Origin of the sequence: Stenotrophomonas forensis (assembly GCF_028752115.1) — a bacterium.
In the GTDB taxonomy this organism is placed as follows: domain Bacteria; phylum Pseudomonadota; class Gammaproteobacteria; order Xanthomonadales; family Xanthomonadaceae; genus Stenotrophomonas; species Stenotrophomonas forensis.
This window is the reverse complement of the sequence record NZ_CP082270.1, coordinates 540,000-561,004: the sequence shown is the minus strand read 5'-3', so window position 1 is coordinate 561,004 and position 21,005 is coordinate 540,000. Positions and strand designations below refer to the sequence as shown.

General features: G+C 63.4%; 17 protein-coding genes. 4 read left to right on the top strand and 13 right to left on the bottom strand.

Translation table 11 applies throughout. The features are described from left to right. Window positions 1-136 precede the first annotated feature (136 nt). The 3 genes from K5L94_RS02575 to K5L94_RS02565 all read left to right on the top strand — a co-directional run bounded on the left by K5L94_RS02575 (window position 137) and on the right by K5L94_RS02565 (window position 3,503). On the top strand, window positions 137-1,495 hold the full coding sequence (locus K5L94_RS02575) for a phosphohexomutase domain-containing protein (protein ID WP_049446207.1): 1,359 nt from the start codon (window positions 137-139) through the stop codon (window positions 1,493-1,495). 15 nt (window positions 1,496-1,510) lie between these two features. Further along, window positions 1,511-2,917 (top strand): mannose-1-phosphate guanylyltransferase/mannose-6-phosphate isomerase, encoded by a 1,407-nt coding sequence (locus K5L94_RS02570; RefSeq protein WP_053448720.1) that lies wholly within the window; start codon window positions 1,511-1,513, stop codon window positions 2,915-2,917. A gap of 64 nt (window positions 2,918-2,981) precedes the next feature. Beyond that, window positions 2,982-3,503 carry an acyltransferase gene (locus K5L94_RS02565; RefSeq protein ID WP_053448719.1) on the top strand — a complete coding sequence of 174 codons (522 nt, stop codon included), beginning with the start codon at window positions 2,982-2,984 and terminating at the stop codon, window positions 3,501-3,503. Window positions 3,504-3,539: 36 nt separating this feature from the next. On the opposite strand, the gene K5L94_RS02560 is transcribed toward K5L94_RS02565, so the two are convergent. From K5L94_RS02560 to K5L94_RS02525, 8 genes are read right to left on the bottom strand one after another with little or no spacing between them, the layout of a single operon-like run. After that, window positions 3,540-5,549, bottom strand: coding sequence for a hypothetical protein (locus tag K5L94_RS02560; protein WP_274511945.1), 2,010 nt, complete (start codon window positions 5,547-5,549; stop codon window positions 3,540-3,542). Between the two features lie 23 nt (window positions 5,550-5,572). Next, a complete protein-coding gene (locus tag K5L94_RS02555) occupies window positions 5,573-6,871 on the bottom strand; it encodes a lipopolysaccharide biosynthesis protein (RefSeq protein ID WP_053448717.1) in 1,299 nt (432 codons plus the stop codon). Continuing rightward, window positions 6,868-7,875, bottom strand: coding sequence for a glycosyltransferase family 2 protein (locus K5L94_RS02550; RefSeq protein WP_053448716.1), 1,008 nt, complete (start codon window positions 7,873-7,875; stop codon window positions 6,868-6,870). Before K5L94_RS02550 ends, K5L94_RS02555 begins: the two co-directional genes overlap by 4 nt. A gap of 37 nt (window positions 7,876-7,912) precedes the next feature. Next, entirely contained in the window at window positions 7,913-9,022 is a 1,110-nt protein-coding gene (locus tag K5L94_RS02545; protein WP_274511944.1) for a DegT/DnrJ/EryC1/StrS family aminotransferase, read from the bottom strand. A 45-nt stretch (window positions 9,023-9,067) separates the two neighbouring features. Next, complete coding sequence (locus tag K5L94_RS02540; protein WP_053448715.1) at window positions 9,068-9,637, bottom strand: acyltransferase; 570 nt, start codon at window positions 9,635-9,637, stop codon at window positions 9,068-9,070. A gap of 1 nt (window position 9,638) precedes the next feature. Beyond that, a complete protein-coding gene (locus tag K5L94_RS02535) occupies window positions 9,639-10,700 on the bottom strand; it encodes a Gfo/Idh/MocA family protein (protein ID WP_053448714.1) in 1,062 nt (353 codons plus the stop codon). Between the two features lie 3 nt (window positions 10,701-10,703). Further along, the gene (locus K5L94_RS02530) at window positions 10,704-12,008 is read right to left on the bottom strand and encodes a nucleotide sugar dehydrogenase (RefSeq protein WP_274511943.1); all 1,305 of its coding nucleotides are present in this window, start codon (window positions 12,006-12,008) and stop codon (window positions 10,704-10,706) included. Beyond that, window positions 12,005-14,533, bottom strand: a complete 2,529-nt coding sequence (locus K5L94_RS02525; protein ID WP_274511942.1) for an ArnT family glycosyltransferase — start codon at window positions 14,531-14,533, stop codon at window positions 12,005-12,007. The genes K5L94_RS02530 and K5L94_RS02525 overlap by 4 nt, the downstream gene beginning before the upstream one ends. 350 nt (window positions 14,534-14,883) lie before the next feature. On the opposite strand from K5L94_RS02525, the gene K5L94_RS02520 reads away from it, so the two are divergent. Beyond that, window positions 14,884-15,468 carry a hypothetical protein gene (locus K5L94_RS02520; protein WP_180878791.1) on the top strand — a complete coding sequence of 195 codons (585 nt, stop codon included), beginning with the start codon at window positions 14,884-14,886 and terminating at the stop codon, window positions 15,466-15,468. Between the two features lie 105 nt (window positions 15,469-15,573). Here the strand turns inward: K5L94_RS02520 and K5L94_RS02515 are convergent, their stop codons facing one another. The 5 genes from K5L94_RS02515 to K5L94_RS02495 form a co-directional block, all read right to left on the bottom strand. After that, window positions 15,574-16,458 carry an NAD-dependent epimerase/dehydratase family protein gene (locus K5L94_RS02515; protein ID WP_080374864.1) on the bottom strand — a complete coding sequence of 295 codons (885 nt, stop codon included), beginning with the start codon at window positions 16,456-16,458 and terminating at the stop codon, window positions 15,574-15,576. Window positions 16,459-16,562: 104 nt separating this feature from the next. Beyond that, the gene (gene gmd, locus K5L94_RS02510; RefSeq protein WP_053448710.1) at window positions 16,563-17,597 is read right to left on the bottom strand and encodes a GDP-mannose 4,6-dehydratase; all 1,035 of its coding nucleotides are present in this window, start codon (window positions 17,595-17,597) and stop codon (window positions 16,563-16,565) included. A 43-nt stretch (window positions 17,598-17,640) separates the two neighbouring features. Beyond that, the gene (locus K5L94_RS02505) at window positions 17,641-18,936 is read right to left on the bottom strand and encodes a glycosyltransferase family 4 protein (protein ID WP_053448709.1); all 1,296 of its coding nucleotides are present in this window, start codon (window positions 18,934-18,936) and stop codon (window positions 17,641-17,643) included. After that, window positions 18,933-19,970 carry a glycosyltransferase family 4 protein gene (locus tag K5L94_RS02500; RefSeq protein ID WP_053448708.1) on the bottom strand — a complete coding sequence of 346 codons (1,038 nt, stop codon included), beginning with the start codon at window positions 19,968-19,970 and terminating at the stop codon, window positions 18,933-18,935. The genes K5L94_RS02505 and K5L94_RS02500 overlap by 4 nt, the downstream gene beginning before the upstream one ends. Then, on the bottom strand, window positions 19,967-21,004 hold the full coding sequence (locus tag K5L94_RS02495) for a glycosyltransferase family 4 protein (protein WP_180878794.1): 1,038 nt from the start codon (window positions 21,002-21,004) through the stop codon (window positions 19,967-19,969). The genes K5L94_RS02500 and K5L94_RS02495 overlap by 4 nt, the downstream gene beginning before the upstream one ends. Between the last annotated feature and the right edge of the window lies 1 nt (window position 21,005).

Genomic DNA, 21,005 nt, shown 5'->3' with positions numbered 1-21,005 from the left:
AAGCAAGGGACCGCATAATCAACGGGTTATGCGGTCCTTTCCGATTGTTTTGGCCGGCACGGATGCTGGACAGGATTACCCGCCCCGACGGAGCCTGTCGCTATAATCGGCGGTCACCCCAGTAAGGACCGCATTGATGACGCTCCCGTGTTTCAAGGCCTATGACATCCGTGGCCGGGTTCCGGATGAACTCGACGCCAACCTGGCCAAGCGCATCGGCGCAGGCACGGCGGCATTGCTGGGGCCAGGACCGGTCATCGTCGGCCATGACATCCGCCTGAGCAGCCCGGAGCTGCTGCAGGCCGCGATCGAAGGCCTCACCGCAAGTGGCCGCGATGTCATCGACATCGGCCTGTGCGGCACCGAGGAAGTGTACTTCCAGACGTTCCACCGCCAGGCTGCCGGCGGCATCATGGTTACTGCCAGCCACAATCCGATGGATTACAACGGCATGAAGCTGGTACGCGAACAGTCCAAGCCGATCAGCGGCGATACCGGCCTGTTCGACATCCGCGACTTCGCGGCCTCCGACGCACCGCTGGGCAACGGCCACGGCACGGTCAGCCAGGACGCCGACAAATCGGCCTACATCCAGCACCTGCTCGGCTACATCGACGTCGCCAGCCTGAAGCCGCTGAAGATCGTCACCAACGCTGGCAACGGTGGTGCCGGCCTGGTAATCGACGCACTGGCCCCGCACCTGCCCTTCGAATTCATCCGCATCCAGCATGAGGCCGACGGCAGCTTCCCCAACGGCATTCCCAACCCGCTGCTGCCGGAAAACCGCGCGGCCACCCGCGACGCGGTGCGCGAACACGGTGCCGACTTCGGCATCGCCTGGGATGGCGACTTCGACCGCTGCTTCTTCTTCGACGCCGATGGCAACTTCATCGAGGGCTACTACCTGGTCGGCCTGCTGGCCACCGCGCTGCTCGCGCGCCAGCCGGGCGGCAAGATCATCCATGACCCGCGCCTGACCTGGAACACCATCGAGCAGGTACAGCAGGCCGGTGGCGTGCCGATCATGAGCAAGACCGGCCATGCCTTCATCAAGGAACGCATGCGCGCCGAAGATGCGATCTACGGCGGCGAGATGAGTGCGCACCACTATTTCCGCGATTTCGCCTACTGCGACTCCGGCATGATTCCCTGGTTGCTGATTGCCGCACTGGTCTCGCAGACCGGTACTCCGCTGGGCGAACTGGTCGCGGACCGGGTGAAGGCCTTCCCCTGCAGTGGCGAGATCAACTTCCGCGTGGAAGACGCCAAGGCGACGGTGGCCCACGTCCTGGCCCATTACCAGGCCGACGCACCGCTGCTGGATCATACCGACGGCGTCAGCGCCGAGTTCGCCGACTGGCGCTTCAATCTGCGCAGCTCGAACACCGAACCACTGCTGCGCCTGAACATTGAAACCCGAGGCGACGCCGTGCTGCTGGCGCGACGCACCCAGGAACTTACCGCCCTGATCGGCGGCAGCCCGGCTCATCATTAAGTAAGGAAGGACTCCATGCTCCCCATCGTCCCCGTCATTCTCTCCGGTGGTTCCGGCACGCGGCTGTGGCCGCTGTCGCGCGAAGCCTATCCCAAGCAGTTCCTGCCGCTGGTCGGCGACGACACCATGCTGCAGGCGACCTGGAAGCGCGTCGCCGCGATTGCGGGCAAAGCGCCGATCGTGGTTGCCAACCAGGAACACCGCTTCATGGCGGCCGAACAGCTGCGCGAATGCAATGTCCAGCCGCAGGCGCTGATCCTGGAGCCGGTTGGCCGCAACACCGCGCCGGCCATCGCCATCGCCGCCCTGCAGGTCCTGGCTGGCAACGATGACGCTTTGCTGCTGGTCCTGCCCTCGGACCACGTGGTCCGCAACGAGAAAGCCTTCCATGCCGCTGTGGCCCAGGCCGCGGTGGCTGCCGACGCCGGCAAGCTGGTCACCTTCGGCATCGTGCCGACGGCGCCGGAAACCGGCTATGGCTATATCAAGGCCGCCGCCGGCGAAGGCGCGCGTGGTGTCGAACGTTTCGTGGAGAAGCCGGACCTGGCCACCGCCGAAGGTTACGTGGCCTCGGGCGAGTATTTCTGGAACAGCGGCATGTTCCTGTTCAAGGCGTCACGCTACCTGCAGGAGCTGGAGAAGCTGCAGCCGGCGATCCTGGCCGCATGCCGCGAGGCCCTGGCCAAGGCAGCCAGCGACAGCGACTTCGTGCGCCTGGACGCCGACGCGTTCGCCGCCAGCCCAAGCGATTCGATCGACTACGCGGTGATGGAAAAGACCGGCGATGCCGCCGTGGTCGCCCTGGATGCCGGCTGGAACGACGTCGGCTCGTGGTCCGCGCTGTGGGACGTGTCCGACAAGGATGCCGATGGCAATGCCTGCCACGGCGACGTCATCGCCCTGGATTGCCGCAACAGCTATGCCTATGGCAACCGCCTGATCGCAATGGTCGGCCTGGAGGACGTGGTTGTAGTGGAAACGGACGATGCCGTGTTCGTCGGCCACAAGGACCGCGTGCAGGACGTCAAGGCGATCGTTGGCCAGATCAAGCGCGACGGCCGCAGCGAAGCAGCTGCGCACCGCAAGGTCTACCGTCCCTGGGGCGCGTACGATTCGATCGACAACGGTGCCCGCTTCCAGGTCAAGCGCATCACCGTCAAGCCCGGCGCGACGCTGAGCCTGCAGATGCACCATCATCGCGCCGAACACTGGATCGTGGTGAGCGGCACCGCCGAAGTCACCCGCGGCGACGATGTGATCCTGTTGACGGAGAACCAGAGCACCTACATTCCGCTGGGCGTTACCCATCGCCTGAAAAACCCAGGCAAGCTGCCGCTGGAGCTGATCGAAGTGCAGTCGGGCAGCTATCTTGGCGAAGACGACATCGTTCGCTTCGAAGACCAGTACGGCCGCGCCAACTGAGCGCGGTCCTGCCTGGAAACCGGCCCCGGTCGATGATCAACAGACCTGTATTGGGAGATATGCAATGCTGAAGGAATATCTACGACGCTTCGTCCAGCACCTGCTGGGTTCCTTCCTGTTCGACGCACCGGGGCTGGTGCAATGCAAGATGTTCGTGCTGCGCCGCTTCTTCGATATCGGCGCCAATTCGTACGTTTCCTACCGGGCCATGCTGGTGTCTCCGCACAGCACCCGGCATGCGCACTTCAGCATGGGCCGCAACGTAGGCGTTGAGCACGACTGCGAGCTGGACTACTCCGGCGGATTGAAGATCGGCAATGACGTCTGGATCTCCGAAGGCGTATTCATTGCCACCCATGGCCATCGGATCAAGACACGAGCGCTCAAGAAGGAGCAACCGGTGGATTTCACCGGCCTGACCATCGGCGACGATGCCTGGCTTGGCGCGCGTGCCGTGATCCTGCCCTCGGTCAACCGGATTGGCACCGGTGCGGTGATCGGCGCATGCTGCGTGGTCACCAAGGACGTCGAAGACTGGGCCGTGGTGGTTGGCAATCCGGCCCGCGTGATCGGCTACCGCAACTGATGCGGTAGCCGACCGTTTCGCTGCACCTGCTGGTTCTCAGCGGTGCAGGCCCATTACATCCATTTCGTTGATGCGGCGGATCGCGCTGTCGAAATCGATGCCGATGGTATCGAGGTACCACTTGATCGACTGCGGACGCGGGCGATTCTCGGTGTACACCGCCGAGATCGCCTCCTCGCGGGTCATCATCCCTTCGCGGATCTGATTGCTGCGGAACGTGTCGAACTCCGAGAATCCACGCGCGGTCATGTAGATGTAGTTGTAGAACGGCGCGGTGCCGTCGCCGATGCGCCAGGTACTGTCCGTGTCCGGTGCCAGCTCCCAGTCATACTGGTTGAGCAGCACGTCGTTGACTTCGTTCTCTTCCCAGATCATGTGGTCGAAGATGAAGTAGAAGTCGCGGCGTGGTTCAACGTAGTAGGCGAGGAAAGCGCCCATCGTGTCCAGCAACGACGTATTGATGTAGCCAGGATTGGTCAGGAAGCGACTGCCGTAGTAGGCCGCCAGGTGCAGCTTGCGGCTCATCGACAGATAATCGACGCGGCTCTTGTCGAAGTCCGGGCTGACACCGCAGAAGCCCGACTTGAAATCGGTGTTCTCCAGCGGATTGGCGCTCCACAGGTCCAGCGAAATTCCGGTCTGCCGCTTGAGCTGGTTGACGATGCGGAAGAAGTGCTTGTCGCCAGCCATGAACAGCGGGACCATGCCCAGATCGGGCTTCTTCAGCCACGCCGCCACGTTCTTGCGGACATTCTCGCGCTTCTGCTTGATGTCCGCCGAGACCAGGATGTTCTGCACTCCCAGCTGGCCGCACATGCGCGCCACATTACGACGGGCCAGGTCGGTCACCATGCCCCAGTCGTAGGTGAAGGTGATCGGGTTCAGGCCGAACTCGTGCTTGATCAGGTGCAGGCCATAGCTGCTGTCACGGCCGCCGCTGAAGGGTACCAGCACGTCCGGACGACCATTGCCGCGGCGGTAACCGGCCAGCGACTCGATGAAATCGTGCTTGGTCTTGACCGGATGCATGCCCGCATAGCGCGGCTTGTAGGAGCGGCAGTAATTGCACACGCCTTCGCCATCGAAGGCGATGAACGGGAAGGTCTCCGGCAGGATGCAGCGGCTGCAGCGACGCAGCTTCTTCAGATTGTCTTCGTTGTAGCGCAGCAGCGAGAAGTCCGCACTGCCAACGGCCAGCACCGGCGTTGCGGGGCGGGCCGGAGCGGCCTGGTGGGCGCTCACCGGGGTTGGGTACACCTGCACGCCAGCATCGGCCGCGGCCGCGGTGGCCTCGTCGAGGCGGAAGGCGGCTGTGCCGAGGTTGTTGATGCCCACACCCAGCGCGGTCTGCGGTTCCAGCCAACGTACAGCGGGAACCGCTGCTTCTCCATGGATGTGCTTGACCACGTTGTCCAGGATGTACTGCTCGGAGGCAAACACCAGCACGCCCTGGCGTTCGTCCAGATGGAAATACAGGTCGCCGGTGTTGGTTGCCAGCACCAGGCGATCGGTCTGTCCATGCACCCAGGCGATCGACGCAGCGCCCTTGAGCAGGGCGAAAACATCGGCAGTGGCCTTGGCCGGTGTGGAGGCACCGCCATGCTGGGCGAGGAACGCGCCCATGAACTCGGTGTCAACTTCGGCGTGGCGCTGCAGCTCCGGGTGGGACGCCCACAGCTCATCCACGTTGACGACGATACCGTTGTGGATCAGCGTCACGCCTTCACGGCTGACCGGCTGGTTGTTCTGTGGCAGCGCCGAGGTACCGTTGGTGACCAGGCGCGAATGTGCGATCACGGCCAGCGACGCACCGACCTTCTCAGCCTCGAAGGCAGCGGCCAGCGCCTGCATGATCGACGCGTACTCCGGCGACTTCATCAGGTCGGTCGCGCGATCAGCCGACTTCAGCCCCCACGATGCGCGCTGGTCGGGAACATAGGCATGGATGCCCGATGATTCCTTGCCGCGCGTCTCGGACAGCTTGAAAAGTTCAGAAAGCGTCGACTGCAGTCTGGAGTGGGAGAAAGCGGCATCCTTGCGGAGCACCAGACCGAAAATTCCGCACATGATTATGCCTCGATACGATTTGTAATTAGATTCCAGGAGTACAGGCGCCGCACCATCAACATCAACACGAGCACGCCGAAGACGTAGCTCAGTGCGGTTCCAAGCGCAGCACCCTCGATCCCCAACCACGGAATGAATATAACATTCAGGATTGCATTGACGATCACCACCGACAGCTGCTGCAGGGTCTGCAGCCCCGGGGAGCCGCCCAGCAGCGGCAGCTGGTCGAAGGGAATGAACGGCGCCACCGAAGTCAGCCCGAGGAGCAGGATGATCAGCGGCAACATGCCCTCTTCCAGCCCCTTGCCGCTCATCACGTAGGTGATGGTGAACCAGTACGCGAACACCACGCCCAAGGCCAGCAGAACCGCCAACGGATACAGGTAGCGTAGAGCCTTGTTGAGCAGCATGCGACAGGTCGACCAGTCACGGTCGCGGCTGGCGTTCACCAGGATCGGGTTCAGGTTGACCCGGATCAGGTGCCAGACCTGGTAGAGCCCATCGATCAGGATCGCGCCGAAGCTGTAGATGCCAGCCGCGCGGTCGGTCAGGAAGAAGCCGATCAGGATGACGTCCACGCGAGAGTTGAGCTCGACGAACGTATTGGACAACAGGCTCCTGGCACCGAAGCTGGCGTGGCGCCCGATCCATACCCGCCGCACGCGCATGCCCTGCAGCATCCGGCGCGACCACAGATAGCCCAGCGCGGCTACGGTGGTGACGACCTCGGCGACGAGGAAGCAGTACAACACCTTGTCGATACTGGCCGAAGTCATCGAGACCACCGCCACCCAGGCCATCACGACCAGATAGCGCAGCGATTGCAGGACAGCGAAGGCCTTCATCAACTGCAGGCCGTTGAGCAGGCCCAGCAGGGTCTTGCTCAACGGGAACAGCAGCAGCCCATACGCCACGTTGCGCACGCCCAGGGCAGTGTCCGGGCTGTCGAACCACTTGCCCAGGGCCGGTGCAGCCAGCACCAGCAGCGCAGCGCCGACTACGCCGGCAAGCGCCGAAAGCAGCAGCCCGCTACCGGCCAGGCTGCGCCCTTCCTCGGCATCACCGCTGTAATGGGCGGCGTTGCGCATGATCGAGTTGTGGATACCGAACACGGTCAACTGCGATGCGACCACGTACACCGCGTACGCCTGGTTGAAAACACCCAGATCGCTGGCGCTGCGGAAGCCGGCGATCATCAGGTTGATGGCGATCCCGCTGACGGCCAGGATCACCAGACTCGCGGCCGTCCAGGACAGATTGCTCGCGAGGGTCTTCAACAGGGCGGACGGCGAGATGCTCACGGGTCGATCGGATCCGGCGCCTGGCGATGGGTCACGTCACGATGGGTGATGGGCGGATTCAGATGGCGGTTGGCCTGGTAATCGAACCAGAACGCAAAGCCGATGGCATTGAAGGAGATGCTGAAGGAGAACAGCGTCACCAGGAACGACATCTCCGGCATGCTGCCCTGCGTGAACCACAGCAGGATGGTACGCACCAGGAACAGCAGGCCAACCAGCGCAGTCGCACCGCCGAAGGCATAGAAGAACACCAGCGGATGGAAGTCGCGGATGATGTACTTTTCCTTCAACCGGTAGAAGAACAGGCGCACGATCAGCCAGCCGATGCTGAAGAGCACCTTGCGCACGCGGATACCGGATTTTTCGCCGACGTTGTAGACCGGCTCGACCGGCACGTCGACCACGCGCATCTCGGCGATGTTCAGCCGCACCAGCAGATCGTTCGGCTGGCCATAGCGCTTGTACATGTGGTCCCAGTCGATCGCAGCCAGCGCCTTGGCGTTGATCGCCGTATAACCTGTCTGCGAATCGGCAACGCCCCAGTAGCCGGATGCGATCTTGGTCAGCAGGGACAGGGCCGAGTTGCCGAAGAAGCGGATCTTCGGGATGCGCTTGAAGGCTTCGCCAGTCACCAGGCGATTACCCTTGGAGTAGTCGGCCACATCGTTGATCACCGGCGCGAGAATGGCCGGCATGTCGAGCGGATTCATCTGGCCGTCGCCCGCCATCACCACCGACACGTCGATACCGTTGTCGCGGCTCCACTTGTAGCCGGTTGCGATTGCCCCGCCGACGCCCTGGTTCACTTCGTGCTCGATCAGCACGACGCGCCCGCTGGCGTATTCCGGCGTGGCGCGGACCACGTCGGAAGTGCGGTCCGTACTGGTGTCGTTGACGATGACGATGTAGTCGACATAGTCAGGCATGGTGTCGATGACGCGCTTGATCTGCGTCTCTTCGTTGTGTGCCGGCACCACGACACTGATACGGTTGTTCTGGTACATACGCGGGTCTCGCAAGAAAGTGGAGCGATGGTCGGGATCAGTCGCGGAGGGCCGCGCGCAGCTGCTCGATGATGTAATCCTGTTGCGTCTCATCGAGGTCGGCGGACATCGGCAGGCTCATGACGCGCTGCGCCACCCGCTCGGAGTTCGCCAGAGAGGACGCGATGCGGCAGCGGTCGCGGTACGCAGGCTGCTGATGCAGGGGCACCGGGTAGTGCACAGCGGTCGGCACGTTCGCCGCAGTGAGGCGCTCAACCACCTTGGCGCGATCATCGACCTGCACGGTGAACTGCCCCCAGACCGAACTGTTGCCTTCGCGCAGGCTCGGCAACTCGCAGCCCTGCAGGCCAGCCAACGCCTGCAGGTAGCGTCCAGCCACGTGCTGGCGGCGCTCGCATTCGAAGTCGAACCGGCCGAGCTTGGCCAGCACGATCGCGCACTGCAGGGTATCCATGCGCCCACCCACGCCCACGCGGGTGTGGTAGTAGCGGCGCTCCTGGCCATGCACACGGATCTCGGCCATCGCCTTTGCCAGCGCGGCGTCGTCAGTGAAGATCGCACCGCCGTCGCCGTAGCAGCCCAGCGGCTTGCTGGGGAAGAAGCTGGTGCACGCGATGCGCGACACGTTGCAGCTTGCCTTGCCGCGGTAGGTCGCACCGAAACTCTGCGCCGCATCCTCGATCACGGTGATGCCGGGATGACGGGCGGCGATCGCGTTGATCGCATCCATGTCCGCAACCTGGCCGTACAGCGACACCGGGATGATGGCCTTGGTACGCGGGGTGATGGCCGCCTCGATCAGGTTCGCATCGATGTTGCAGGTATCCGGCTCGACATCGACGAAGACCGGCACCGCCCCGAGCAGGGCAATCACTTCAGCGGTTGCCACGAAGGTGAACGAGGTGGTGATGACCTCATCGCCTGCGCTGACGCCGATCGCCATCAGCGCGATCAGCAGGGCTTCAGTGCCCGAAGCAACCGAGATGCAGTGCGGCGCACCGGTGCGGGCTTCCAGCGCCTGCTCCATCTCGCGAACCTCGGGCCCCATGATATAGCGCCCGTGCTCGAGCACCTTGGCGATGCGCGCGTCCACATCCTGTTTCAGGGCGCGGTACTGCGCGGCCAGGTCGATAAACTGAATTTCCATGTCACTCCTAGAAAAAGGCAGGCTCAGGCAGCCGCGCACTTACGCTCAGGCATCGAGCAACGCGCAGGACGCATCGTCGACCAGGTAACGGCGGTCGCAGTGCGCGCACGTCACCGTTCCGGTCCCTGGCAGCCGCTCGCCGCACAGGCACATCCAGCCCGCCCGGCGAGCCGGAACCCCGACCATCAGGGCGAACGGCGCAACATCGCGGTTGACCACCGCTCCGGCACCGACGAAGGCGTGCTCGCCCACGGTAACGCCACAGACGATCGTGCAGTTGGCGCCGAGCGTGGCACCCCGGCGCACCAGGGTCTGCCGGTACTCGGCCTTGCGGTTGACCGCCGAGCGGGGGTTGTAGACGTTGGTGAAGACCATGCTGGGGCCACAGAACACGTCATCCTCCAGCCGCACCGCGTCATAGACCGACACGTTGTTCTGGATCTTGACGTTGTTGCCGATCACCACGTCGTTACCGACGTACACGTTCTGGCCGAACGAGCAGTCGTTGCCGATCTGCGCGCCAGCGGACACATGCGCCCAATGCCAGACGCGGCTGCCATCGCCGATGCGCGCACCCTCATCAACGATCGCGGTTGGATGGATGAACAGGGCCATGTCAGTACTCCAGTGGCAGTGCGACCCGCTTGCCATCGCGCGCGGACATGTAGGCAGCAATCAGGACTTCCAGCGACTTCAGCCCTTCGCGGCCGTCGGTCTCCGGCTCGGCTTCGCCGCGCAGCACCTGGATCACGTTGTCGTAGTACAGCGGATGGCCAAAGCCGTAGACCGAGGTGGTTTCGTAGCTGGCGCTGGCCACGGCTTCGTCGTCCGGATCGGATTCGGCGAACTGCCACTGCTGGATCTCGTTCACCGCCACGCCACCGATGCGAACGGTGCCCTTCTCACCGATGATGGTGATGCTGCCCTCCAGGTTCTGCGGGTAGGTCAGCATGGTCACGTTGACCGAACCCAGCGCACCAGAGCGCCAGCGCAGGCCGATTACGCCGGAATCCTCGACCTCGATGTTGCGGGCAAGGGTTGCGGTATAGGCCTGCACGCTTTCCAGCGGCCCGCCCAGCCATTCCAGCAGGTCCACGTAATGGCTGGCCTGGTTCATGAAGGCGCCGCCATCGAACTCCCACGTCCCGCGCCACGATGCACTGTCGTAGTACGACTGCGGACGGGTCCAGAACACGTTGATGTTGATCATGTAGAGGCGGCCGAAGCGGCGCTTCTCCATCGCCCGCTTGAGCAGCTGCAGCGTGGCATTACGGCGGTTCTGCTTCACCACGAACAGGCGCACGCCGGCTTCGTCGCACGCCTTGACCATCCGCACGCCGTCCTGCAGGCGGGTAGCCATCGGCTTTTCGGTCATCACATGCTTGCCGGCGGCAGCGATTTCCACTGCCTGCTCCGGATGCAGGCCGCTGGGGGTGGTCAGCACGACGATGTCGGCCGTCGTGCTGGCCAGCATGTCGCTCAGCTTGCGGTGGCCAACGGCGCCGGTGTCTTCGACGGCCTTCTGCAGCGCGGCCGGGTCGACGTCGCAGACATCGGTCAACTCGATGCGATCAGCATGCTGGCGCATGGCATTGATGTGGGACTGGGCAATGCGGCCACAGCCGACCAGGGCGAACCGGATCTTCCTGTCCAGCACAGGCGGGGTAAATACGCGCATGATTCAGGCCTTTACGATGTTATCGGCGCTTTCCAGGAAGCGGCCACGGGAGTCCACCAGCACCGACGCGTGCTGCTTGATCAGCGCATAGTCGAACTTGTCGTGGTCGGTCGCCAGCAGCACGCAGTCGTAGCTGCAGAGGGTGTCGGCGGTGATGTCCACGCTGGACAGCTCGAACTGGTGCTCGCGCATCTTCGGGAACACCGGAATATGCGGATCGCTGTAGGACACTTCCGCACCGAGATCGCGAAGCTTCTCCATCAACACCACCGACGGCGACTCACGCATGTCGTCCACGTTCTTCTTGTAGGCGATACCCAGCACCAGCACACGGCTGCCGTTGATCGCCTTGCGGCGCAGGTTCAGCGCCAGCAGAGTCTTGGAAATCACGTAGTCGGGCATCGACGAATTGATTTCGCCCGCCAGCTCGATGAAGCGCGTATGCACGCCGTACTCGCGCGCCTTCCAGGTCAGGTAGAACGGATCGATCGGGATGCAGTGCCCGCCAAGGCCCGGACCCGGGTAGTAGGCGACGAAGCCGAACGGCTTGGTCGCAGCAGCACGGATGACCTCATGGATGTCGATGCCCATGCGGTCGGCGGCCACCTTCATCTCATTGACCAGGCCGATGTTGACGGCGCGGTGGATGTTCTCCAGCAGCTTGGTCATTTCCGCGGCACGCGCCGAACTGACCGGAACCACGCGGTCGATCACCTGGCCGTACAGCGCCAGGCCGACATCGAGGCACGGCGCGGTCACGCCGCCGCAGACCTTGGGGATCGAGCGCGTGCTGAAGTTCGGATTGCCCGGATCTTCGCGTTCGGGCGAGAACACCAGGAAGTAGTCTTCGCCGATGGTGAAGCCCTGCGACTCTACGCGGGGCTTGAGTTCCTCATCGGTGGTGCCCGGGTAGGTGGTGCTTTCCAGCGACATGATCTGGCCGGCGCGCAGGTGCGGCAGCAGCGCGTCGACCGTACCGACCACGAAGCTCAGATCCGGCTCACGGAACTTGGTCAGCGGGGTCGGTACGCAGATGATCAGGGCATCGACGTCCTTCGCCCGCGCGTAGTCGGTGGTCGCTTCGGCGCCACTGGCGAACGCCTTGGCGATGTCCGCCGAATCGATGTGCTCGATGTAGCTGCGCCCGGAAGACAGCATCTCGATCTTGGACGGATCGATATCGAAGCCGACGACCTTGTAGCCGACTTCGCTGTAGCGCAGCAGCAGCGGCAGGCCCACGTAGCCCAGCCCGACGATGCCGATCGTGGCCGTCTTGGAATCCAGGCGTTCAATCAGTTGCTTGTTCATTCTTTGATCTCGATCTCACTGATGCTGATGCCGAGCACGCGCGCGTCGTTCGCGCTTTGTGCCTGCTGTGGCGAAATGGCGTCCGGCAGGTCGAAGTCCACCGTCAGCGATCGCTTGTCGGTGTTGCCCACTGGAATCTGCAGCCGCTGGGTGTCGTTACCCGGTGCGAACTCGAACTGCTGGGGTGCACCGCCGTTGACCGATACACCGACACGCTGCTTGCGCCCGTTTGGCAGGTAGGCGGTGGCCTGGATTTCCACGGTGCTGGCCGAATGCCCCTCAGGCAGCGTGCAGGTGTAGCTCGCACGCTTGCCATCGGTCCAGCGGCCATGCGTCTCGGGGCTGCTGAAACCGTTCAGGCCCTTGACCAGGATCGCACCGTCGGTGGCCAACCCGAGCTCGTCCGTGCAGCTCGCGTTGGCGACACGGTCGAAGGTGCTGGTATCGATCCGATACAGATTGATTTCCACTTCGGCCTGCTTGAAGCGCAACGGCAGCAGCAACCGCGAACGCGATGTAGGCTGGAACATGTTCCCGGCCTGAGCGTGCTCGCTGTTGCTCATGTACCCCTGGCGGAACGGGACACGCTCGACCAGTTGCTCCTGCAGCGCGCTCGGCCGCTGGTTGGTCAACAGGTACAGGCGCCCCCCCTTCTGGTGCGCGTTGGCTTCCAGGCGATGCCAGGTACCGGTGTCGAAAGGCAGCGGAACAGAGCCACGGCCGGTGATGGAAAACACGTTCAGGTTATAGGTGACCCGCAGGCCGACCAGCTGCGCATCATCCAGCCCGGAGGCGATGATGATGTCATTGGGGCTGACAAGCTCGGCAATACGCTCGAAGAACCGAGGATCTTCGCCTTCGTCGTGGTTGTACTGCGCAATGGAGAACACCAGGAAGAACAAGCACTGGAACGCGGTAATCGCGATGGCCAGGCGGCGCCAGCGGCCGTCCCACAGGTAGGCGATCACGCCGGCGGTGAGGATCAGCGAGTACGGCAGCATGTCGCCAGCCAGGTAACGGCCGTAGTAGTACAGGTACGGGATGGCCGGCTGGGTCAGCACGGCCGCCCAGATCAGCACCAGGAACAGCAGCCCGAACTTGGCTGCGCCGGACCAGGCGATCCGGAACGCCGGCAGCAGCAGCAGCAGCGCTACGCCCAGCGGCGACAGCATCTGCGCCAGGCGGTAGATGGCGTGGTAGCGGACCAGGAAAGGATCAGTGCCGACCGGCACCGTCCACGGGAATGGCGCCAGCGAGCCGGTCTGGTACAGGGCAACGACGCTGGGAATCGAGGCCAGCAGTGCCAGCGGAAGCAGCCAGGTGACCTTGCCGGACCAGCGCAGGATCTGGTCATTGAGGCGTTCCAGCACGGCCAGGGTGGGGCGGCGCGCCACCACGTAGGCAAGCAGGCCCAGTACGACCAGCCCCAGGCCAGCGGCCATCAGTGCGGCAAGCTTCTTCAGCTTGTCCAGGTGGCCTTCGACCATCCCTCCATAGAGGATCGGCTGGTAGTAGCGGTAGAACGCCATGCTCAGGAGGAAGGTGATCACCAGCGATGCCGGGAACACCATCATCACCACGCGACGGCTCCACGGCTGGCGGATGGCAATCAGCGCATAGGCGAACAGCAGGCCCATGAACGGGATGTACAGGAAGAACTGCATGCGGGTATAGAACAACCCGTTGAAGCACAGGACCGCAATCAGCAGGAACAACCAGCGCTTGCCCCGTGCAACCTCGAAACATGCCTTGGCGAAGAACAGGAAGCCGTTGACCGTGAATGCGAACGCCACCATCTCGGTGACCGGAAACTTGGCGAAGAAAACCAGCGCGGGATTCAACGCGAGGAAGGCGGCAGCCAGCCCTGCCGCGCGCCGACTGCCAAACAGCAGCAGCGCCAGGTAGTAGCCACCGGCTATTCCCAGCGCGGCAAACAGCAGCAGCGATGCCGTATGGTAATTCTGGCCGAACGCCCAGGTGGACATTGCCATCCACGCCGGGTGCAGTGGGTAGAACGCAACCACATAGCGCGAGCGCACCGGATCGACCAGATCGACAGCGGCCATCGGCGCGCTGTCATACATCCGCAGCTCCTCGCCGCTCAGCGAGGCGCGGAATTCATCGGTGTAGTCCAGCGCCTTGGCTCGCAGCAGCTGTGCTGACATGTTGGTGTACAGGCCCTGGTCCTGACCGGCCTTCAGGTGCGGATCCAGATCCGATCGCAGGAACAGCGCCAGCGCGGCGATGGCGACGAAGCCAATTCCGAGCTTGGGCAGGGACCAGCGGATGCGTACCCGGAATACCGCCAGCATTGCCGCCGTGAGCAGCGTGGCCAGCAGCAGCAGCAGCGGAACATCGAACCTGCGCAGGCAAATCAGCGCGATCGCAAGCACGCTTGCCAGCGACACCCAAAGGACCGTCAACGTATAGGGAGAAATCAGGGAATCCCGGTTTTCCTCCCCCACCCCGCCCACCGCGCGGGAACTGCCTGATACCGCCATATGTAACTCTTCTCCGTTCAGCAAGGCTGGGCCGCGTCCAGATTGCGGCGTGTGTCATGGTCCCGTGAGGTTCTGTGGGAACCCCCGGACCGGGCGGTCGATGAGCAGGACGACCCACGCCGTCCTGGCGACCTCCGGAAAGCGGTCAATCTTACAGGTGCTGGCTGGATAAACCGACAGCCGGGCCTAGTTTAAGGCATCTGGACGGAGCCCAAGGGCGTGCGCGGCTTCGCGCCACCGCCTGGCCCGCCGGGCCGTGGCGTTCGGGGCGCCCGCGGGATATTATCCCGCAGTTGTTCCCAGCCACCCAAGATCCTGCCAACCCGCTGGAAGCGGGTCGGTCGACCCCGACAACCCAGCTCCTAGAGCACCCCATGACCACCAACATTTCAAAGATTGCGCTGCCCCTGATTCTCGCCTCGTCGCTGATGCTGACGGCCTGCTCGAATGACAGCCAGGCGCCTGCGGCGGCTGAGGGCGCAGCGCCTGCGGCGGTGAAGGAGAACCCGCAGCTGACTCACGAACAGGTCTCAAGCAACATCGAGCAGGTCGGCAGCACCGCGTACAACGCCGCTGACGATACCCTGACCGTCAAGCTTAAGATCAGCAACAAGGGCACTGCTGCCTGGCCGACTTCGGGCACCAACCCGGTTACCGTTGGCGTGGTTCAGCTGCTCGACCCGGCGCCGGGCACTGCCGAGCCGGCCCGTGGCGAGGAAGCTCGCGTTCCCATGACTGGCGACGTGCAGCCGCACGCCGAGACTGAAGTAACTGCGGTCGTTCCAGGTGACTTCGCTGCCGGTCACAAGGTGCGGTTCGAGCTGCTGCAGGAAGGCGTGGCTTGGTTCGGCTACAACTTCCAGCAGCCGGTCCTGGTGCTGGGCCCGTTCGCACGCTGCGCCGACGGCAAGGGCCTGTGCGACGACAAGGGCGCACCGATCGCGGCTGCCACCCCGTAATTGTACTGATCGCCTGAAAAGAACGCCCCGGCAGCACCATTTGCTTCGGGGCGTTTTCATTTGCGGGCCCAACGCCGCCTGCCGGTGGCCCCATGCGCGGCTGGATCAGGCGTCAAGCATCCACTGCAGGGTTTCACGCAATGGCCGGAACGCAATCCCCCCGGTCAGTGCGGTGAAGCCGGCATTGGAACCAGCAAGGCGATCAACGTCATGGCTGCGGATCAGCTCCGAATCGCTTTCAATCGCAAACTCCAGCCCGGAAATCTCGCTGACGGTTTCGATGACGCGGCGCAGCGAGGTCGGAACGCCGCTGCAGATGTTGACCACCTGGCCCCGGCACCCCTGCTCGATCAGCATGCCGTAGCAGCGAACCAGATCGCGCACATCGGTGAAGTCACGCTCGACATCCAGGTTGCCCAGGCGCATGTCGGTACTGCCACGACGCGCGTGGTCGATGACCTTGGCAACGAAGAACGAAGGCGATTGCCCCACGCCTGTATAGTTGAACGGACGGGTCAGCATGATCGGCAACCGGTCCATGTACAGCCTGGCAACGTGCTCACCGGCCACCTTGCTGATGGCGTAATCGTTGAACGGCGCCATCGGCGAAGTCTCCTCCAGCAGAGAACTGGAGGAGGCACCATAAACGTGGGCACTGCTGGGCAGCAGCACGCTCTTCGGCACGGCCTCCAGCTCCGTCAGCGCTTCCAGCAGGTTGCGCGTGCCCATGATGTTGGCCTGGTAGATCGCAGAAACGTCGCGGTGGGCGACATGCGAAACGCCTGCCAGATGGACAATCACCTGTGGCTGCAAGCGCTTCATCACGGCCCCGATCGCATCAGGGTCGAGAATGTCGGCGACCTCGTTGTCTCGCCCTGGTACGGGATTGCGGCTGATCCCCTTCACCTGGTATCCGAGCCGCTCCAGCTCCGCGGCCATGTAAGGGCCGGTGAACCCTTCGATTCCAGTGATTGCTGCGATGGGCTTCATGCAAGTGTTCCCGGACCTTCAACTGCTGTGGAGGGAGCGTGGCACGACAGGCGCTGTGGCGCCTGCCTGCCACGATCGAACGACAAGACCAGCAGTGTCGCGGATCAGAACGAGGCGCCCGCCTCATTGCGGCGCAGGTCGGCGTTGACCATCATTTCGCACAGCTCTTCGAGCGTGGTCGACGGCTCCCAGCCCAGTTCACGCTTGGCCTTTTCCGGATTGCCGATCAGCAGATCGACTTCTGCCGGACGGTGGAACTTCGGATTGATCTTCACCAGGACCTTGCCCGTTGCCTTGCAGGTACCGGTTTCGTCCAGGCCGCTGCCGTTCCAGGCCAGGTCCACACCGATGGCCTTGAACGCCATGCTGACGAAGTCACGCACGGTCTCGGTGCGATTGGTGGCCAGCACGTAGGTATCCGGCACGTCGACCTGCAGCATGCGCCACATGCCCTCGACGTACTCCTTGGCAAAGCCCCAATCGCGCTTGGCATCGAGGTTGCCCAGCTCCAGCACGTCCAGCTTGCCCAGCTTGATCTTGGCGACCGAGTCGGTGATCTTGCGGGTCACGAACTCGCGGCCACGCAGCGGCGATTCGTGGTTGAACAGGATGCCACTGGCACCGAAGATCCCGTAGGACTCGCGGTAGTTCACAGTGATCCAGTGCGCGTAGAGCTTTGCGACGCCGTACGGGCTGCGCGGGTAGAACTGGGTCTGCTCGGTCTGCGGCACCTGCTGCACCAGGCCGAACATCTCCGAGGTCGATGCCTGGTAGAAGCGGATCTCCGGGTTGACCGCACGAATCGCCTCGAGCAGGTTCAGCGCGCCCAGCGCAGTGATCTGCGCGGTCAGCACCGGCTGATCGAAAGACACGCCAACGAAGCTCTGCGCGGCCAGGTTGTAGACCTCGGTCGCTTCACTGTCCTTCAACAGGCGGATCGAGGAGCCGATGTCCTGCAGGTCATGCTCGACCAGATGCAGGTTCGGATGCTTGTCGATGCCAAGCTCTTCGATACGCCAGAAGTTGACCGAGCTGGTACGGCGGTAGGTACCGTAGACCTTGTAGCCCTTCTCAAGCAGCAGCTGCGCCAAGTAAGCGCCGTCCTGGCCAGAGATACCGGTGATGACTGCAGATTTCATGCTGATTTCCTGAATGAATGGAGCTTCGTGATAGGCAGCGGTATCAGAGGCTGAACATGCGGTCGAGCATGCCAGCCAGCCTGCCTGCCGAGGGACTGCTGCCGGGGATCCCCATCCGCCCCAGCTCGCGGCCCAGCGCCCTGGCAGCGGCAATGTAGGGTTCACTTTCTATGAACTCCGGGATCAACGCGTCAAGCCCCTTGGCGTAGTGAATGGCCGAGAACTCATCGCGTGCCCAGGCACGGGCACGGGCTCCCATATCCCGGCCCGCGCTGCGTTCGCGATCAACAAGCTGCAGTCGCGCAAGCAGTTCGTCCTCACAGTCGCCCTGCGGTACCTTCAGCACATAATCGTCCGGAAGGTCGGCATAGAAGCCGGCATCCGACACGATGACTGGCACCCCGGACTGCATGCCTTCGATGGCCGATGCTGACGCACCTTCCAGCGCGGGATCGCGCAGACAGCAGATCGCGTCCGCTTCGGCCATGCCTTCCAGCAGGCGCTCATCGCTGACCCGACCCTCAAGCACCAGCCCGCGGAAGCCGACCTCGGCGCAGATGCCTTCCAAGCGCTTGCGCTCCTGCTCGCTGACACCGCCGAGTACGCGGTACTCGGTGCGTGCGGCCAGCCCGGGGTCACGCATCAACGCGCGCACGACCTTGTCAACGCACTTGTTCGGATTGACCACACCCAGCGTGCACAGCCGCAGGCGGCTGTGATCATCCACCGCCGACCGCAGGTCCTGCCTCACGTCCGGCGCCGGATAGGCCAACGACAGCTTGTGCACCGGGCCCGGGCAGCGTGCCTGCACCTTGGCGCGATAGAACTCGGAGTGGATGATGCAGCCAAGCATGTCTGCCACGGCCCACTCTGTCATGGGGAAATGCGTGGCGGCCACCTGCATGATGGTTTCGGAAGTAGCGGCGGCACACAGCTCGCCCGCCTCCTGACCATACAGGCCTTGAATAATGCGCGGCGCGTCCTGCTGCCGCCCTTCGACCCTCAGCATTCCCCAGAACAGGTTCAGCACGAACCAGTCGTGCATGATGCCGATGAACTGGCGCTTGCGCGCCAGCTCGAAGATGCCACCGTGGAAGCCGTAATGATCGCCGACATTGGCGAACACCAGATCGGCCGTGCGCAGCCATTCGTCTTCCATCGCACTGCCGGAGGGCAGCACCGTCGTATCCGGCAGTGCAGGATAGGACGCTGCTTCGCCGGTCTCGGTGCGATAGATGGCGACCTCATGGCCCAGCTCGCGCAGGGCATTGACCACCTGGAGACTGAAACGGGCGATCGCCGACTGTCCGCAATAGGGGCCGGCCCAGACGATCTTCATCGCGTCAGTTTCTCCACCGTCGATGCCCAGTTGATATCCAGGCGGGTCCAGCTGTCGTATGCGTTGTCTCCGCGCTCGCGGGTCTGTGCACGGGAGGCGAATGCCTCGGTCATGGCCGCAGCGATTTCGCCGGTGTCGTCAGCGCACACCCAGCCATTGGCCCCGTGCTTGACCAGCTCGGTGAGGTCGCCGGAATCGTCGACGGTGATCACCGCCTTTCGCGACTGGCAGGCCTCCATGGTGACGTAGCCGAAGGAATCCTCTGCCATCGGCAGATAGGCGCAGGCCAACGCACCATTGACGTAGTCGGCGATCACCTGCCGCGGATGGAAGCCGATGTCCAGCTTCACCCGCCCCTGCAGCCCGTGGCTCTCGACCAGGGCACGAAGGCGCCGTTCGTCCTCCGGGGTATCGGCTGGCCCGGCGATAATCAACTTGACCGGCGAACGCGTCTGGGCCAAAGCTTCGACCAAACGGTGCTGACGCTTGCCGGCATTGATGCGGCCGCCGGCGAAGATGTAGTCACCGTACTTGCCTCCGGTGAACAGCTCGGGGTCGTTCAACGGCGCGCGCATCAACTCGGAGGGGATGCCGTTGTAGTTCATCAGACGGTCCTGCACAGTGCGACCCACGGCATAGACGCTCTGCGCCATCGAGAACGCGTCGTTGTCCGCCTCGGTGATCGCAGCGCGGATCTGCCGTCCCTCGGGGGTGTCCGGAATGTTGCTATGGCCGGAATCCCACATGTCGTAGGCCTGGCGGTACTGGTGTGCCAGCCAGAACACCTTGTTCTTGAAAGGCAGCAGGTAGGCGGGGAACTTCATCGCGATTACCCGATCGACGTTGACCAGGCGCATGCTCCGGCACATCAGCATCTCGCCGATGATCCGCTCGGGCGGGTGCCAGGTGAACGGGATGCGCAACAGCTCGGATTGATGACCGGCCTGGCGCAGGTTCACGACGAGCTGGTCGGCCAGTTCCTCTGCGCCACCGCGCATGCCCGGTACCATGTTGTTGACGACCAGGACCTTCATGACAGCAAACGCTCCAGGACGTGGTCCCAGTTGATCTTCAGTTCCTGCACACGCACCTTGGCCGCCTGGCCCATGCGGCGGGTATGCTCGCGATCCATCCACAGCGCATCGATGACCTCGGCCAGCGCCCGGGGGTCCGGCTCGGCGATCATGCCGTTGCGACCATGCTCGACGAACTCAAGCACGCCACCGGAATCGGTGGTGGTGATGATCGGCTTCGACGACTGCGCTGCCTCCAGCGATGGATAGCCGTAGGAATCCTCATCTTCCGGCAGGTATGCCGCTGCCAGCGCGGTGGACAGCCACTGCGCCTTCTCTTCCTCGGTGATCCAACGGTCAACGCAGGTGACGCGATTCTGCAGGCCTTCGGCAACGATGAAGGCACGCAGGCCATTGGTGTAGCCCGGGCCACTGCTGGTGCCGCACAGGCGCAGCTTGACCGGCGTGGTCACGTACTTGAATGCTTCCAGCAGCAGATGCTGCCGCTTATGCCGTTCCATCCGGCAGACATAGACGATCTCGTCGCCCTGGCCCGCGTCGCGGAAGTGCGAGACATCCAGCAATGGCGGATACAGCACTTCGGCATCCAGGCCGTTGTATCTCTTCACACGATCGGCCACCACCTGCGAGTTGGTGAACAGCCGGTGCGACTCGGCCAGTGCTGTGGTATCGGCCCTGACCAGCGCGCCACGCAGGGCGCGATGGCGGGCGTCATCAGGGAACTCGCGATAGGGCGTGTCCCACATGTCGTAGTACAAGCGGAAATGATGAATGAACCATGCCACCTTCTTCGGGTGCTGGATCAGGTGCGCCGGTGGCCGGGTGGTGATCACCCGGTCAACCGAATCGGAGAGGTCCATCATCCGATAGGCCGCCATCTGCTGCAGCAGTTCAGTCGGCGACTCGACCATCGGCAGGTAGATGATCTCCACCTGGTGGCCATGTTCGCGCAGACGGCTTCCAAGCCAGTCAACGATGAAGCGCGCTCCACCATTGACGAACGGTACAAAGGACGAACAGATGGCAATACGCAAG

Excerpts from the sequence above, each read along its gene's own strand:
- K5L94_RS02535 (WP_053448714.1), bottom strand. The coding sequence starts at position 10,700 with ATGCGCGTATTTACCCCGCCTGTGCTGGACAGGAAGATCCGGTTCGCC.
- K5L94_RS02520 (WP_180878791.1), top strand. The coding sequence starts at position 14,884 with ATGACCACCAACATTTCAAAGATTGCGCTGCCCCTGATTCTCGCCTCG.
- K5L94_RS02545 (WP_274511944.1), bottom strand. The coding sequence starts at position 9,022 with ATGGAAATTCAGTTTATCGACCTGGCCGCGCAGTACCGCGCCCTGAAA.
- gmd (WP_053448710.1), bottom strand. The coding sequence starts at position 17,597 with ATGAAATCTGCAGTCATCACCGGTATCTCTGGCCAGGACGGCGCTTAC.
- K5L94_RS02570 (WP_053448720.1), top strand. The coding sequence starts at position 1,511 with ATGCTCCCCATCGTCCCCGTCATTCTCTCCGGTGGTTCCGGCACGCGG.
- K5L94_RS02540 (WP_053448715.1), bottom strand. The coding sequence starts at position 9,637 with ATGGCCCTGTTCATCCATCCAACCGCGATCGTTGATGAGGGTGCGCGC.
- K5L94_RS02515 (WP_080374864.1), bottom strand. The coding sequence starts at position 16,458 with ATGAAGCCCATCGCAGCAATCACTGGAATCGAAGGGTTCACCGGCCCT.
- K5L94_RS02530 (WP_274511943.1), bottom strand. The coding sequence starts at position 12,008 with ATGAACAAGCAACTGATTGAACGCCTGGATTCCAAGACGGCCACGATC.
- K5L94_RS02500 (WP_053448708.1), bottom strand. The coding sequence starts at position 19,970 with ATGAAGGTCCTGGTCGTCAACAACATGGTACCGGGCATGCGCGGTGGC.
- K5L94_RS02550 (WP_053448716.1), bottom strand. The coding sequence starts at position 7,875 with ATGTACCAGAACAACCGTATCAGTGTCGTGGTGCCGGCACACAACGAA.
- K5L94_RS02565 (WP_053448719.1), top strand. The coding sequence starts at position 2,982 with ATGCTGAAGGAATATCTACGACGCTTCGTCCAGCACCTGCTGGGTTCC.
- K5L94_RS02575 (WP_049446207.1), top strand. The coding sequence starts at position 137 with ATGACGCTCCCGTGTTTCAAGGCCTATGACATCCGTGGCCGGGTTCCG.
- K5L94_RS02505 (WP_053448709.1), bottom strand. The coding sequence starts at position 18,936 with ATGAAGATCGTCTGGGCCGGCCCCTATTGCGGACAGTCGGCGATCGCC.